Below are 14,564 nucleotides of genomic sequence, written 5' to 3'. Positions count from 1 at the left end.
GCGGAAACACTTTTGCGGCAACCCTGCGTGGCAGCGCTCACCCGCGCCCGGGGCAGCCAGAACTGGAGAACGTCCATGCTCGAGAACGAGCCCGAGGGCGGCGAACGGACCGGTTCACAGCCGGCCGACGAGACCGCTAACAACGGCACCACCGAGAACGCCACCGGCGCGAGCAGCGCCACCGAGGCGGGGAGCACCGCCGGGGCGGAGAACGCCGCCGTCGGCATGGCGGACGCCGGAGCCACCGAGGCGGGACAGGCCCCGGTCGCGCCCGCCCGACGCCGTACCACCCGGCGGCGCGCCGCGCCCCTGAACCAGCCCGAGCAGACCGACGCGCCGGTGCAGGCGTCGACCGAGGCCGTGCCGGGCAGCGCCGAGGCGCCCCAGGCCGAGGTGCTCGCCCCGGTCACCGGCGACCTCGAGGCCGCCCCGAAGGCGACGCGCCGCCGCCGCAAGGCCACCACCGCCAAGGCCGCCGGGGAGTCCGCGGCGCCGGCCGAGGAGCCCACGGCGCAGGCCGCCGGGGAGCCGTCGGCCGCGGTGGAGGAGGCCCCCGCCGAGGCGGAGAAGCCGGTCAAGGCCACCCGTGCCCGGCGGAAGAAGGCCGCCCCCGCGGCGGCCGAGCCGGCCGCGGAGACCCCGGCCGGCACCGCCGAGCCGGCCGCCGGTGACGAGGCCGCCCAGGCCGGGCCCGGCGAGGCCGAGCAGCCCGGCCGGGCCGAGCCGCAGGCCGGCACCGAGTTCGGCGCCGCCGCCCCGCCCGCTGCGGAGACCCGCGCCGGCGAGGTACCGCCGGGCGCCGCGCCCGCAGCGGAACCGGCCGCCCAGGAGGAGCCCGCCGCGGAGCCGGAGCCGCGCACCCGCCGCCGGCGGGCCGCGCTCTCCGCGCCCACCGTGCTCTTCATGGCCCCGCAGCCGGAGGAGATCCCGCTGGCCCGGGTCGTCACGCCCGCCCCGGCCGCCGTGGAGCCCGCCGCCGAGGAGGAGCCGGCCGAGCCGGCCCGCCGCCGCCGGCGTGGCCGCCGCGACGTCGAGGTGGCCGAGGCCGTCGAGGCCGAGGAGGAGCCGACCGAGGAGGCCGAGGAGGCCGCCGAGGACGAGGAAGAGGACGAGGACGACACCGCCGCCCGCCGTCGTCGCCGCCGGGGCCGCCGGGGCCGCGGCCGGGGCAAGGGCGGCGCGGAGGACATCGAGGACGAGGAGGCCGAGGAGGCCACGCAGGCCGAGGCGGAAGAGGCCGAAGGCGAGGAGGACGAGGAGGCCGAGGGCGGCGACGCGCTGACCCGCCGTCGCCGGCGGCGCCGTCGCCGGGGTGCCGGCGACGTCGAGGCCGGTGCCGACGACGGCGTGCCGACCGTCGTCAAGATCCGCGAGCCGCGCAAGACCGTCGACGAGGTGCAGGGCGTCTCCGGCTCGACCCGCCTGGAGGCCAAGCGCCAGCGCCGCCGCGACGGCCGCGAGCAGCGCCGGACCCGGCCGCCGATCCTCAGCGAGTCGGAGTTCCTGGCCCGCCGGGAGGCCGTCGACCGGGTGATGGCGGTACGCCAGCGCGGCGACCGGACCCAGATCGCCGTCCTCGAGGACGGGGTGCTGGTCGAGCACTACGTCACCCGCAACTCCTCCGGCACCATGGCCGGCAACGTCTACCTCGGCAAGGTGCAGAACGTCCTGCCCAGCATGGAGGCGGCCTTCGTCGACGTCGGGCGCGGCCGCAACGCCGTGCTGTACGCCGGCGAGGTGAACTGGGACACCACCGGCCTGGAGGGTCGGGCCCGCTCGATCGAGCAGGCGCTCCGGTCCGGCGACTCGGTGCTCGTGCAGGTCACCAAGGACCCGATCGGCCACAAGGGCGCCCGGCTGACCAGCCACATCGCGCTCTCCGGCCGGCACCTGGTCTACGTGCCCAACGGCAACGCCTCCGGCATCAGCCGGAAGCTGCCCGACACCGAGCGCAAGCGGCTGCGGGACGTGCTGAAGAAGCTGGTGCCGGACGGCGCGGGCGTGATCGTCCGGACCGCCGCCGAGGGCGCCAGCGAGGACGAGCTGGCCCGCGACGTCAAGCGGTTGCAGGCGCAGTGGGAGGACATCCAGGCGAAGGCGGCCGAGGGCGGCGCCCCGGTGCTGCTCTACGAGGAGCCGGACCTGGTCATCCGGGTCGTCCGGGACCTGTTCAACGAGGACTTCCGCGAGCTGGTGATCGAGGGCGAGCAGTCGTACGACGTGGTCGAGTCGTACCTGTCGCACGTCTCGCCCGACCTGGTCCCCCGGCTGCGCCGGCACGTCGGCACCACCGACGTCTTCGCCGAGTACCGGATCGACGAGCAGATCATCAAGGGGCTGGACCGCAAGGTCTTCCTCCCCTCGGGCGGTTCGCTGGTGATCGACCGGACCGAGGCGATGACGGTCATCGACGTCAACACCGGCAAGTACACCGGCTCCGGGGGCAACCTGGAGGAGACGGTCACCCGGAACAACCTCGAGGCCGCCGAGGAGATCGTCCGCCAGCTCCGGCTGCGCGACATCGGCGGCATCGTGGTGATCGACTTCATCGACATGGTGCTGGAGTCGAACCGCGAGCTGGTGCTGCGCCGGCTGACCGAGTGCCTGGGGCGGGACCGCACCAAGCACCAGGTCACCGAGATCACCTCGCTCGGCCTCGTGCAGATGACCCGCAAGCGGATCGGTGCGGGCCTGCTGGAGGCGTTCAGCGAGACCTGCGAGTGCTGCAAGGGCCGGGGCCTGATCATCCACACCGAGCCGGTGCCGGAGAAGCCGCGCTCCGGCGGCGGCGCGGGGGAGAAGGTCAAGGCGGTCGCCTCGGCCGTCGCCGCCCCGGCGGCCGAGCAGGGCGGCGGCGCGTCCCGGAAGCGGGCCCGCAAGAGCGCGCCGGCCGAGCGGACCGTGGCCGAGGTCACCGAGCCCGACACCGCGACCAGCCCGGACGCCGACTACCACGACACCATGGGCTACGACCTGTCCCGCTACGAGGCGGACACCCCCGCCGCGCCCGTGGTCGCCGACAGCCAGACGGGCGAGTCCGCCCGGCTGGCCGCCCCGGACGACCCGGACGCGCTGGCCGACACCGACGGCGACGAGCCGGAGGGCGGCTCCGGCCGGCGCCGGTCCCGGCGCAGCGGCGCGCGGCGGCGCACCCGGCCGTGACCGGCTGACCAGCCCGGCGTTTGGCAGGGCCCCTTCCCCGGCAATGTCCCGGGGAGGGGGCCCTGTCGTATGGTCGATCCCCGGCCACGATCGGCCAACCCGGTCAGGAGAAGAACGATGCGCCGTCTGCTCGCCGTCACCACGGTCACCGCTGTCCTGCTCACCGGCGCCGGGTGCGCGGCCGAGCGGCCGGAGCCGGCCGCCTCGGGCGCCGCGTCGAGCGGGCCCACCGGCGGTCCGGGCGGCGGGGCGACGGGCTCCGGGCCGGTTGGCGGGCCGGGGGCCGGCAGCGGGGCGGCGGGCGGCAACGCCCCCGAGGTGTGCGCCGCCGCACAGGCGGCCGGGGACACCGCCGTGCGGACGTACGTCGAGGAGCTCGGCAAGATGGTCGCGGCGGTCGGGGCGAACGACGGCACCGCCGCCGAAACCGCCCGCAAGCGCATCTCCGCGGCGCTGACCGACTGGCGGGCCGCCCTGCGGCGGGAGTCGGGCCGGGCCGAGGACGCCCAGCTCAAGACGCTGCTCGCGGACATGGCGGCCGAGGTCGGCACGCTGGGCACCGACGTCGACGCGATCGACGAGACCGAGCTGGACCGGCTCCGGCAGCGGCTCGACCAGCTCTGCGCCCGCTGACCTGCGGGGCCGGTTTGGGCGTCGGCCCTCCCATGGCGTACGCTTGCCTGCGGCGCACTTTGGTGTGCCGAGTCCCCGCGCGCCCGCGCCGCCGTGCCTCTGCTACCCGGCGAGCCGCCGTGGGAACACCCGCCAGCAGCCTCAACGACAGGGAGTCCGCCTCCGATGTACGCGATCGTCAAGACCGGCGGCAAGCAGTACAAGGTCGCCGAGGGCGACGTGATCGAGGTCGAGAAGCTCGCCGGTGCCCCCGGCGACGCGGTGAAGCTCACCGCGGTGCTCCTCGTCGACGGTGACGACCTGGTGACCGACGCGGCGAAGCTTGCCGAGGTCGCGGTGTCCGGCGAGATCGCCGCGCACACCAAGGGCCCGAAGATCCGGATCCACAAGTTCAAGAACAAGACCGGCTACCACAAGCGCCAGGGTCACCGTCAGCCGCTGACCCAGGTCAAGGTGACCGGCATCTCCAGCGGGAAGTAGGTCGTCCTCAGATGGCTCACAAAAAGGGTGCGTCCAGCTCGCGTAACGGCCGTGACTCCGCGGCCCAGCGGCTCGGCGTGAAGCGCTTCGGTGGTCAGGTCGTCAGCGCGGGTGAGATCCTCATCCGTCAGCGTGGCACCAAGTTCCACCCCGGTGACCTGGTCGGCCGTGGCGGAGACGACACGCTCTTCGCGCTGGCCGCCGGTTCGGTCCAGTTCGGCACCAAGCGCGGTCGCAAGACCGTCAGCATCGTGCCGCAGCAGTAGTTTCTCCGGCGCAGCGGGCCGCGGACCTCGTGTCCCGGCCCGCTGCGCCTTTTCTCGTGCGGGGCGTCGACCTCGCTGGAAGGATTGACGCCCGTGGCGACGTTCGTTGACCGGGTCGTCCTGCACCTGCAGGCCGGCGATGGCGGGCACGGTTGTGTCTCGATCCACCGGGAGAAGTTCAAGCCCTTCGGGGGCCCCGACGGCGGCAACGGCGGGCACGGCGGCAGCGTGTCCCTCGTGGTCGACCCGCAGGTGACGACGCTGCTCGACTTCCACTTCCGCCCGCACGTCAAGGCCGAGAACGGCAAGGGCGGCGCCGGGTCGAACCGGGACGGCGCGAACGGCCACAACCTCGTGCTGAAGGTGCCGAACGGCACCGTCGTGCACGCCCTCGACGGCACCGTGCTGGCCGACATGGTCGGCGCCGGCACGACCTTCGAGGTCGCCCGGGGCGGGCGCGGCGGCCGGGGCAACGCGTCGCTGGCCAACGCCCGGCGCAAGGCCCCCGGCTTCGCCGAGCTGGGCGAGCCCGGCGAGCAGCTCGACGTGGTGCTGGAGCTCAAGAGCGTCGCCGACGTCGGCCTGGTCGGCTTCCCGTCGGCCGGCAAGTCGTCGCTGATCTCGGTGATCTCCGCCGCCAAGCCGAAGATCGCCGACTACCCGTTCACCACCCTGGTCCCCAACCTGGGCGTGGTCCGGGTGGACAACCACACCTTCACGGTCGCCGACGTACCGGGCCTGATCCCGGGGGCGGCCACCGGCAAGGGCCTCGGCCTGGAGTTCCTCCGACACATCGAGCGCTGCTCGGTGCTGGTGCACGTCATCGACACCGCCACCCTGGAGCCCGGCCGGGACCCGGTGGCCGACATCGACACCATCGAGGCCGAGCTGACCGAGTACGGCGGCCTGGCCGACCGGCCCCGGCTGGTGGCGCTGAACAAGGTCGACGTGCCGGACGGCCGGGACCTGGCCGAGATCGTCCGCCCCGACCTGGAGGAGCGCGGCTTCCGGGTGTTCGAGGTCTCGGCGGCCACCCGGGAGGGGCTGAAGGAGCTGACGTACGCCATGGCGGAGCTGGTGGAGCAGGCGCGCAGCGCCGCGCCGCCGGCCGAGCCGACCCGGATCGTGATCCGGCCGAGGGCGGTCGACGACGCCGGCTTCACGATCGAGGCCGCGCCGGACGGCGGCTGGCTCGTGCGCGGCGTCCGTCCCGAGCGGTGGGTGCGGCAGACGAACTTCGACAACGACGAGGCGGTGGGCTACCTGGCCGACCGGCTGGCGCGCCTGGGTGTCGAGGAGAAGCTCGGGAAGGCCGGCGCGGAGCCGGGCGACCTCGTCCGGATCGGCGACCGCGAGTTCGACTGGCAGCCGACCCTCTACGCCGGCGCCGACTTCGTCCCGGGCAACCGGGGCACGGACGTCCGGCTGGAGGAGAAGTCGACCCGCGCCTCCGCGGCGGAGCGGCTGGCGGCCCGCAAGGCCCGCCGGCAGCGCCCGGCCGACGAGGTCGAGGCCGGCCCGTCGGACGAGGTCGGCCCGTACGACGGGGTCGGGGAGGGCGACGCCGAATAGCTCGTCGCGCTCCGTGAGCGGGTCGACTGCCGGAAACCTGCCCGAAATCCGCGCCGCCTAGCGTGGCCTGATGCTGATCGAGTCCCGCCCCGCCACGGATCCGGAGATCGACGCCCTGGTCACCGCCCAGCAGCGCGAGCTGCGCGAGGCGGACGGCGGGTTGGACGGCCAGGCGACCGTGACCCACGACGACATCCGCTACCTCGTGGTGGTGGCCGACGGGCGGGCGATCGCCTGCGGCGGGATCCAGGCGCTCGACGACGGCACCGGCGAGCTGAAGCGGATGTACGTCCGTCCGGCGTACCGGGGGCGGGGCATCGCCCGGCAGTTGCTGGCCGCGCTGGAGGAGTTGGCCTTCCGGCAGGGGCACGCGGTGGTCTGCCTGGAGACCGGCACGTATCTGCCGGCCGCGATCGGGCTCTACACCTCCTGTGGGTACGAGCCGATCCCGGTGTACGGCGAGTACGTGAGCAACCCGTACAGCGTCTGCTTCGCCAAGCGGCTGCGCGTGCCGGCCTGACGGCGCCCGCGCCCGGCGCCGGCCGGCCGGTCAGTCGCCGGTGTGCGAGTGCGCGGCCGTGACCGGCTTCGACTCCGGCGACGCGTGCTGACGCAGGAAGACGCTCAGCACGATCAGCATCCCGACCGCGAGGAACTCGCTCTGCCAGTTCTGCATCGACTGGTACCAGAACTCGCTGGTGCCGAGGAACTCCCGGACGCCGATCGGTGGCGCGCCGGCCAGCAGCGCCTGCTCCTCGTTGTAGCTGGCCGTGCCGCCGACCAGGTGGCCGAGGAACGAGCCGGCGAAGATCAGCAGCAGCGCGATCGAGAGACTGTTCCGGTAGAGCACCAGCGGCAGGCCGCTGACGCGCACCGGCCAGGGTGAGTCGGGGGTGGCGCGTCGCTCGTCGTCCTCGGGGCGGTCGGTCTGCCCGACGGGCTTCGACTCGGCCGAGCCCCGCTGCACCAGGTACGCGGTGAGCAGGACGTAGCCGCCCATCTGGAGGAACTCCGACTCCCAGTTCTCGAAGACGGCCTCGGCGAAGTGCCCGCTACGCAGGTACGCCGGCCAGGCCACGGGCATCGCGCCGAGATCGGTCAACTCCTCGTTGCGGGCGTGCCAGCCGAACACGCTCTGCAACGCGAGGAAGACGAGGAAGGCCCCGAACATCGAGATCGTCAGCGCGTGGTCCCGTAGCCGGCGGAGCACGACGACCTCCTTGTCGCGATCCCCGGCCGCTGCGGTCAGGGGCGGTCGAAGGGCCTGTCCAGACGGCCGCCGGTGCCGACCTGGTTGGACAGCAGCAGCCCCAGGGCGAGCATGCCGAAGCCGAGGGCCAGGTGCAGATAGTTGTCGGCGTCGTTGACCGGGATGAAGTTCAACACGCTCTCCCGGTCGATCGCGAAGCCGTACAGCCACAGGCCGAGGTAGAGCGCGCCGCCGCCGGCGAGGAAGATCCGGGCCCCGGCGACGGTGCGGGCCAGCACCAGCCCGGCCAGTCCGAAGCCCAGGTGCAGCGCGTTGTGCAGGATCGACACCTGGAACAGGCCGAGCAGCCGGGCCTCGGAGTGGTGACCGGCGAACGTCATGTCGCCGTAGTCGGTGGTGACGCCGGGGATGAACCCGAGCACCCCGACCAGGGCGAAGATCCCGGCCGCGGCCACCGCGGCGAACTGCACCGCGGGCTTCCGTCCCGGCGGGGCGCCGCGAGCGTTCCGTGCCATCGATGTCACCTCCGTGGACCCGCGGAACGCCCTGCCCGCGGCGCGGGTCGCGGCGACCGGCCGTCACTGTCCGTGATGGCATCGGCATCCGGCCCGACGATCCTCCATTTTGTAGTCCGCACCCGACGGGCCGCAGGAGAAGTCACGAACGAGGTATGGAAGCGGCGACGGAGGGTAGGTCAGAGGAGGCGGCGGCAGCAACGGCCGGTCGCATCCCCCCAGCACAACCGCGACGACTTTCCGAGCGGAAGGGACATCATGACTTACGATCTGTCACCCACGACTTCCACGTACGGGCAGGAGTCGACGAACGGCGGCGGCGTCCGCGAGCAGGCCCGCCAGGTCGGGTCGGAGGCGAAGCAGGCCGGCGGCACCGTCGCCGGGACGGCCAAGGAGCAGGGCAGGGAGGTCGTCGGCGAGGCGACCCGCCAGGCGCGCAACCTCTACGGCGAGGCCCGCAGCCAGGTGGCCAGCCAGGCCGGTGAGCAGCAGCGGCGCGCCGCTGGTGGGCTCCGCTCGCTGGCCGACGAGATGCGCTCGATGGCCGAGCAGGGCGGTCAGGCCGGGCCGGTGAGCGAGATCGCCCGCCAGGCCGCCGACCGGGTGCACGGCGTGGCCGGCTGGCTGGAGCAGCGGGAGCCCGGCGACATCATCGCCGAGGTGCGTGACTACGCCCGCCGCAATCCGGGCACCTTCCTCGTCGGCGCCGCCGTGCTGGGCGTGCTCGCCGGCCGGCTGACCAGGAACATCTCCGCCGCCGGCGACGACAACGGCCGCTCCCTGTACGGCTCGGGTGCCGGCTACGACCCGGACCGGACGGCGGTCATCCCGCCGACGCCGGCCCAGCGTGCGGTGCCGGACGCCGTGCCGACGGGCGGCTACCTGGACCCGACCCCGGGCGGGTACGCCGATCCGCAGACCACCACCGGCTACGCCGACCCGGCGGGTGGCGTCGGTCAGCCGCTGCCGCCGGTGACCCGGACCGATCCGCTGCCGGGCGTGCCGTCGAGCGGGACCACCCGTCCGTGAGCCCACGAGTCATCCGAAGGGAGGCGGCGGCATGAGCATGCCGACGCAGGGGTCGGGGCTGAACTCCGGTCACCACCCCCACGACGCGGACGAGGTCCGGGGCAGCTCGTTCGGTGAGCTGATGCGTCAGGTCACCACCGACCTGTCCACCCTGATGCGGCAGGAGGTCGAACTCGCCAAGGCCGAGATCCGCCAGGAGGGCAAGAAGGCGGGCAAGGCCGCCGGCTTCTTCGGCGGCGCCGGCTTCGGCGGTTACATGGTGGCCCTGTTCCTGTCGCTGGCCCTCTGGGCCGGGCTGTCCAACGTGATGGACGCCGGCTGGGCGGCGCTGATCGTGGCCGTCATCTGGGGCGCGATCGCCGCGGTCCTCTACTCCATGGCCAAGAGGAACGCCGAGCGGATTCGTGGCCTCAAGCAGACCAACGAGAGCGTGCAGCGGATTCCCGACGCGCTCAAGCCCCACCCGCAGGAGGTCACCCGATGAGCACCGACCCGGACCAGATCCGCCGGGAGATCGAAGCCACCCGGAGCAACCTGAGCTCCGACGTGGACGCGCTGGCGTACAAGGTCAGCCCCGCCCGCATCGTCGACGACCGCAAGCAGCGGGCCCGCAACGCACTGCAGAATGTGAGGGACAAGGTGATGGGAACCGCTTCCGACCTGGGTCACAGCACCAAGCACGGCGCCCACTCGGTGGGCGACCACGCCTCGTCGGCGGCGTCCGCCGTCAGCGACCGGGCGCACTCGGCCGCCTCGACGGTCAGCGACGCCGCGCACCGGGCCCCGCACGCGATCCGGCAGAAGTCCGAGGGCAACCCGCTGGCCGCCGGCCTGATCGCCTTCGGCGTCGGCTGGCTCGCCTCCTCGCTGATCCCGGCCACCCGTCGTGAGCAGCAGGTGGCGACGCAGGTCAAGGAGAAGGCCGGCGAGCACGCCGGGGTGGTGAAGGAGAAGCTGGGCGAGGTCGCCAGCGAGCTGAAGGAGGAACTGCGTGAGCCGGCGCAGCACGCCACCGAGTCGGTGAAGTCCACCGCGCAGGAGGCCGTGCACGCCGTCAGGGACGACACCCGCTCCGCCGCGCAGGACGTCAAGGGCCAGGCGCAGCAGTCGCGCGAACAGGTGCGGTACTGACCGACCCGCCCCCCGCCCCGCCCTCCGCCCTGCCGCCCGCCGCGATCTTGCAGTTGTGCCCACCTTCTGCGGCTTTGTGACCGGACTATCCGGGCAGGAGGTGCAAGATCGCGTGGGCGTAAGCGTGGGCGTGGGGCGGGTCAGCGGCGGCGGAGGCGGCGGCGGAGGGTGCGGTCGAAGTGGGCGGCGCGCCGGACCCGGCCGCCGGCGTAGCGGACCCCGCCGAAGAGGAGCCGCCGGCCGAGGGCGAGCCAGCTGCACGCGCCGCGTTCCAGCACCCAGAGCGGGGCCGCCAGGGCGGCGGTCGGTGGGAAGACCGCGCTGCCGCCGGCCCGGCGCCGACCCGCCTCGGCCAGCACCACGGCGGTCCCGGCCGCCCCGAACAGCAGCCCCGGTCGCCGGGCCGCGACCGCCGCGGCCAGCGCCGGCAGGACCGCGAGCGCGGCCACCAGGCGGGCCGGCTGGGCCAGGTCGTCGTACGCCTGGCGCACCCGCTGGCCCAGGAAGTGGGCGGTGTCGGGCGGCAGCCGGCGTACGTGCAGCCAGGCGGGTGCCGCCTCGGTGCCCCCGTACGCGCGCACGGTGCGGATCAGCTCCAGGTTCTCGAAGAGCACGTCCGGGTCGTAGCCGCCCATGGCGAGGAAGGTGCTCCGGCGCACCGCCAGGGTGCCGGGGTAGTCCGCGCCGAGCGCCCGGTTGAGCAGGGTCCGCCCGGTGTCCCACCACGCGTGCCAGGGCAGCGGGTCGAAGTAGTTCTGCGGCCGGACCAGGTCCACCCGGTCGAGCAGCCGGTGCACGGCGCGCAACCCCGTCTCGTCGTACCGGACGTCGTCGTCGGCGATCACCACGTGCTCGTGCCGGGCCGCGGCGACGCCGGTGAGCACGCCGGTCACCTTCCCGTTGACGCCTCGTACGGCGGGATCGGGTGGCAGGTGCCGGACCAGCCCCCGCCAGGCGATTTGGTGCCGGGCGAACAGCTCCGGCGGCGACCCGTCCACCACGGTCACGTCGACCCGCGAGCTGAGCCAGCGCAGGTAGCCGGTCAGCTCGGGCAGCCCGGCGTCGTCGGTCCAGCGCAGCGGCAGGACGTACGCGATCGGCAGCCCGCGGTCGTCGGCGGCCCCGGCCGTCGGCGTCGGTGTGGCGCGGTGGTCACCGGCGGCCCCGGCCGTCGGCGTGGCGCGGTGGTCGTCGGTGGTCCCGGCCGCGCGGTGGTGGTCCGGGCCGGGCGCGTCGCCCGCCGGGCGGGCGGGGGCGGTCACGGCCGCTCCGGGCGGCGGTAGACCGACACGTGGTCGCGACTGTCGTCGGTGAACGGCCGCCCGGTCCAGTCCTCCCACCGGTGTTCCCGGCGCATCCCGGCCAGCTCGGCCATCAGGTCCAGCTCGGCCGGCCAGGCGTAGCGGTGGTTGGCCGGCAGCAACCGCACCCCGGCGTTGCTGAACCGGACCTTCGTCGTGGTCATCCGCTGCTCGGCCGGGTGCAGCAGGGCCGCCTCCAGCAGCACCGCGTCCTCGGCCACCCGCACCGGGCGTAGCGCGCCGCCGGCCCGGAAGGCCCCGGGATCGGGCACCCAGGCCTCGACCACGAACCGGCCGCCGGGGCGCAGGTGGGCGGCGGCGTTGCGGAAGCAGGCCACCTGGGCGGCCTGGTCCGGCAGCGCGAAGATCGTGTTGAACGCCAGCACCACCACGGCGAACTCGCCGGGCACCCGGGTCTGCGCGAAGTCGCCGACGGCCATCTCGACCGCGTCGCCGCCCGGCTTCGCCCGCAACCCCGCGACCATCTCGGGAGAGCCCTCGATGCCGGCGACGGTCAGCCCCCGGGCGACCAGCGGCAGCGCGAGCCGGCCGGTGCCGACGCCGAACTCGCACACGGGGCCGCCGTCCGCCAGCGCGGCCAGCCGCTCCACCGCGGCGTCCGGTGCGAGGTGGGCGTACGTCTCGTCGTAGACCTCGGCCACGTGCCGGCCGTACTCGCTGGCGTCGAAGGACAACGGTGTCTCCCGGTGACGGTGGGTGCCCGCAGCAGGTGCCCGCATATCGGCCGGTCAAACCGGTTCGCCGATTCCGTCGGGCGTCACGGGCGGTGCGCCGGTAGCGGGCGGCCCGTCCCCGGGCACCGGTTGCCGACCGACCGGACCGGCCGGGGGTGGTGCGCTCAGGCGGTGCGGCGGACGTTCGTGAGCACGAAGCCGCTGGGCGGCAGTGCGGGCATCCGGCTCAGGCTCAGCGCCAGGTCCTGCGGCGGCACGTCGTAGCGCATGGCCGTGGTCAGGTTCGTCACCGCCCGCCTCATCAGCTCGATGGTGATCCACTCACCGGCGCAGCGGTGGCCGGACAGATGGTTCCCGCCGCCCTGGGGGACGAAGCGGAACGCGTCGCCCCGCCAGCCGGTGAAGCGCTCCGGGCGGAACCGCTCCGGCTCGGGCCAGAGCTCCGGGTGGTGGTCGGTGCCGTACAGGTCGAGCAGCACCCGCCGGCCACGCGGGAAGTGGTAACCCTGCCAGTCGAAGGAGCGACGGACCCGGGCGGCGGCCACCGGGAAGAAGGGGTAGAAGCGGCGTACCTCCTGCACGAAGCTCTCGGTGGCCTCCTCGCTCTCGCGGGCCCGCTGCCGCCAGGACGGGTGGTCGTGCAGCGCGAGCGCGGCGAACACGACGAACCGGTCCACGGCGACGGTGGGGCGCAGCACGTTGAGCAGTTCGACGGCGGCGATCCGGCGGGGGAGCAGCCGCCCGTGGGCGTCGCGGTGCTCGGCGACCACCCGCAGCGCGCTGCCCGCGGGCGCCGGGAGCGTGCCGACGCGCGCGCGGTCGATGACGCCGCCGATCCAGCGCTCGCCCCGGCGGCGGCCCAGCAGGCCCCGCCAGTGCCGGGGGCCGAGCGCCGCCGGTCCCTCGATCATCGCGTGCAGGTCGGCGGTGCGCCGGTCGACCTCGGAGGCCGCCAGCGGTACGCCCGCCCAGGCGCAGACCGCGCGCGTCAGCATCCGGCCGACCTCGTCGTACAGCACGACGGGCCCGCCCGTCTCCCAGGCCGGGACGCGGGCCCGCCACTCGTCGTCGAAGAGTTGGCCGAGGTGCCGGACCGCGGTCGGCGTCATGATCGACATGAACATGGCCTTGCGGTCGCGGTGGTCGGCGCCGTCCAGGCCCTGCACGCCGCCCCTGCCGGTCAGGGTGCGCTGCGCCCGCATCGGCGTCGCACCCGCGCGGACGAACCGCTCGGTGTCGTAGAACAGCTCGGCCGCCGGGCGGCCGCGCAGGCAGATGGTGCGCTGTAGCAGCAGCCGGGTCTGGAAGATGTCGCTGCCGTGGCGGTCGCAGCGCCGGCCGACGAAGCGGTAGCCGTCGCGCAGGAACGCCACCGAGCTCTCCGGGCTGCGCTCCGTCGGGATGGTTGCCATCGGGCCTCCTGCCGCGGGCGGCGGCCGTTGCCGGCCGGCCGGTCTCGTCGATGCCTATGCGTCTACCCAGGCAGGCGTGGCGCAATCCCGCGGCAGGCCGGCGTGCGGCCGGCGCCGGGCGGCGGGCGGTCGGGAACCCGTCCGCACCCGGTGCCGACCGGGACTCGCACGCGATTCCCGGTCGCCGGCCACGTCCGGCCGGATGGCGGAACGTGAGGGGAGGGGGCCAGCGCACGGCGCGCCCGCTGGCCCCTCCCAGGGGAGCGGAAAGCTGGTTGGCTCGGGGGAGCGGTCCGGTCGGGCCGCCGACGGCGTGCCGACGGCCGGCAGCCGGGCCGGAACCCGGGCGGGTCACCTGGGGGAGGGCCGCGCCCACGATCGCCACGGGAGGACCCATGCGGGACAACAGACCGCCGTACTGGCGGCAGCGGCAGGCGCTGGGGGTGCTCGGCGCGGCACGGGACGCGGCCGGCGCCCCGTTGATCGCGCCGCCCCGCCGCCCGGCCCGGCCGGGCCGGTTCTTCACCGTGCACCTTGGTTTCACCGCGCCCGACCTGGAATCGGCCCGGGAGGTCGCCGTCGGATACGCGGAGGCGCTGAGCCTGCTGCGACCCGAGCTGGCCCTGGGCGCGTCGGCGTTGTCGCCGGCCGAGGCGTGGCAGCACGCCGAGCGGCTGTTCTGCGGCGCGTCCGGGCCGGACGGCGAGCGCTGCGTCGACGTGGCCGGCCACCCCGGCTTCCACCACGCTCCCGGCCCCGGCGGACTGGGCTGGGGCGACGGCGACTAGGGGTGCGCGGCCCACGGGATGTCCCGCCCCGCCCCGCCGCGGGTCGGGCGGGGCCGGGTGCCGACGGCGGTGCCGCCGACCGACCCGACCGGCGTCCTCGGGCTCAGTCCAGGTCGAACTCGCCGTCCTGGGCACCGGCGACGAAGGCGTCCCACTCGGCCTGGGTGAAGACCAGCACCGGGCCGTCCGGCTCGGCGGAGTTGCGCATGCCGATCAGGTCGTCGACGAAGGCCACCTCGACGGCGCTCTCGGAGGTGTCGCCTTCGGCCCGCTGCCAGACCGCCCGGGAGAGGTCGAAGTCGCCCTTGGGGTGCGAAGCCATGGTTCAGTCCTCCAGTGCCACGGGGTCATGGGGAAACACGTGCGGATC

16 protein-coding genes are annotated in these 14,564 nt (G+C 74.6%); 10 read left to right on the top strand and 6 right to left on the bottom strand.

Features of this window, described 5'->3' with window-relative positions:
• The first annotated feature begins 75 nt into the window (after positions 1–75).
• From ACGFZ2_RS32280 to ACGFZ2_RS32255, 6 genes are all read left to right on the top strand, one after another.
• The gene (locus tag ACGFZ2_RS32280) at positions 76–3,162 is read left to right on the top strand and encodes an Rne/Rng family ribonuclease (protein ID WP_393460352.1); all 3,087 of its coding nucleotides are present in this window, start codon (positions 76–78) and stop codon (positions 3,160–3,162) included.
• A 117-nt stretch (positions 3,163–3,279) separates the two neighbouring features.
• Positions 3,280–3,795, top strand: a complete 516-nt coding sequence (locus ACGFZ2_RS32275) for a hypothetical protein (protein ID WP_393269274.1) — start codon at positions 3,280–3,282, stop codon at positions 3,793–3,795.
• A gap of 165 nt (positions 3,796–3,960) precedes the next feature.
• Positions 3,961–4,275, top strand: a complete 315-nt coding sequence (gene rplU, locus ACGFZ2_RS32270; RefSeq protein ID WP_088982529.1) for a 50S ribosomal protein L21 — start codon at positions 3,961–3,963, stop codon at positions 4,273–4,275.
• A gap of 11 nt (positions 4,276–4,286) precedes the next feature.
• Complete coding sequence (gene rpmA / locus ACGFZ2_RS32265) at positions 4,287–4,541, top strand: 50S ribosomal protein L27 (protein ID WP_013288010.1); 255 nt, start codon at positions 4,287–4,289, stop codon at positions 4,539–4,541.
• 93 nt (positions 4,542–4,634) lie between these two features.
• Positions 4,635–6,113: a GTPase ObgE gene (obgE, locus tag ACGFZ2_RS32260; protein WP_393460349.1), complete on the top strand. Its 1,479-nt coding sequence runs from the start codon at positions 4,635–4,637 to the stop codon at positions 6,111–6,113.
• A 70-nt stretch (positions 6,114–6,183) separates the two neighbouring features.
• On the top strand, positions 6,184–6,633 hold the full coding sequence (locus ACGFZ2_RS32255) for a GNAT family N-acetyltransferase (RefSeq protein WP_350710860.1): 450 nt from the start codon (positions 6,184–6,186) through the stop codon (positions 6,631–6,633).
• 30 nt (positions 6,634–6,663) lie between these two features.
• On the opposite strand, the gene ACGFZ2_RS32250 is transcribed toward ACGFZ2_RS32255, so the two are convergent.
• Positions 6,664–7,323 carry a DUF6766 family protein gene (locus ACGFZ2_RS32250; RefSeq protein WP_393460346.1) on the bottom strand — a complete coding sequence of 220 codons (660 nt, stop codon included), beginning with the start codon at positions 7,321–7,323 and terminating at the stop codon, positions 6,664–6,666.
• Between the two features lie 35 nt (positions 7,324–7,358).
• On the bottom strand, positions 7,359–7,838 hold the full coding sequence (locus ACGFZ2_RS32245) for a DUF4383 domain-containing protein (RefSeq protein ID WP_393460343.1): 480 nt from the start codon (positions 7,836–7,838) through the stop codon (positions 7,359–7,361).
• Between the two features lie 258 nt (positions 7,839–8,096).
• On the opposite strand from ACGFZ2_RS32245, the gene ACGFZ2_RS32240 reads away from it, so the two are divergent.
• Genes ACGFZ2_RS32240 through ACGFZ2_RS32230 form a run of 3 tightly spaced genes read left to right on the top strand, consistent with a single transcriptional unit; the run spans position 8,097 to position 9,998 of the window.
• On the top strand, positions 8,097–8,867 hold the full coding sequence (locus tag ACGFZ2_RS32240) for a hypothetical protein (protein ID WP_393460341.1): 771 nt from the start codon (positions 8,097–8,099) through the stop codon (positions 8,865–8,867).
• A 31-nt stretch (positions 8,868–8,898) separates the two neighbouring features.
• Positions 8,899–9,351, top strand: coding sequence for a phage holin family protein (locus tag ACGFZ2_RS32235; protein WP_393460338.1), 453 nt, complete (start codon positions 8,899–8,901; stop codon positions 9,349–9,351).
• Positions 9,348–9,998 carry a DUF3618 domain-containing protein gene (locus tag ACGFZ2_RS32230; protein ID WP_393460335.1) on the top strand — a complete coding sequence of 217 codons (651 nt, stop codon included), beginning with the start codon at positions 9,348–9,350 and terminating at the stop codon, positions 9,996–9,998. The genes ACGFZ2_RS32235 and ACGFZ2_RS32230 overlap by 4 nt, the downstream gene beginning before the upstream one ends.
• A 140-nt stretch (positions 9,999–10,138) precedes the next feature.
• On the opposite strand, the gene ACGFZ2_RS32225 is transcribed toward ACGFZ2_RS32230, so the two are convergent.
• From ACGFZ2_RS32225 to ACGFZ2_RS32215, 3 genes are all read right to left on the bottom strand, one after another.
• Positions 10,139–11,260, bottom strand: coding sequence for a glycosyltransferase (locus ACGFZ2_RS32225; RefSeq protein ID WP_393460332.1), 1,122 nt, complete (start codon positions 11,258–11,260; stop codon positions 10,139–10,141).
• Entirely contained in the window at positions 11,257–11,994 is a 738-nt protein-coding gene (locus ACGFZ2_RS32220; protein WP_393269292.1) for a class I SAM-dependent DNA methyltransferase, read from the bottom strand. The genes ACGFZ2_RS32225 and ACGFZ2_RS32220 overlap by 4 nt, the downstream gene beginning before the upstream one ends.
• Positions 11,995–12,158: 164 nt before the next feature.
• Positions 12,159–13,406 carry a cytochrome P450 gene (locus ACGFZ2_RS32215; RefSeq protein WP_393460329.1) on the bottom strand — a complete coding sequence of 416 codons (1,248 nt, stop codon included), beginning with the start codon at positions 13,404–13,406 and terminating at the stop codon, positions 12,159–12,161.
• 395 nt (positions 13,407–13,801) lie between these two features.
• Here ACGFZ2_RS32215 and ACGFZ2_RS32210 point away from each other — a divergent pair, with 395 nt between their 5' ends.
• Positions 13,802–14,194 carry a hypothetical protein gene (locus ACGFZ2_RS32210; RefSeq protein WP_393269298.1) on the top strand — a complete coding sequence of 131 codons (393 nt, stop codon included), beginning with the start codon at positions 13,802–13,804 and terminating at the stop codon, positions 14,192–14,194.
• A 103-nt stretch (positions 14,195–14,297) separates the two neighbouring features.
• Here ACGFZ2_RS32210 and ACGFZ2_RS32205 read toward each other — a convergent pair whose 3' ends face one another.
• Positions 14,298–14,516 carry a DUF397 domain-containing protein gene (locus ACGFZ2_RS32205; protein ID WP_088992395.1) on the bottom strand — a complete coding sequence of 73 codons (219 nt, stop codon included), beginning with the start codon at positions 14,514–14,516 and terminating at the stop codon, positions 14,298–14,300.
• Between the last annotated feature and the right edge of the window lie 48 nt (positions 14,517–14,564).

Origin of the sequence: Micromonospora sp. NPDC048063, assembly GCF_043202855.1 — a bacterium.
Classification (GTDB): domain Bacteria; phylum Actinomycetota; class Actinomycetes; order Mycobacteriales; family Micromonosporaceae; genus Micromonospora.
This window is presented reverse-complemented; position numbering and strand designations above follow the sequence as displayed.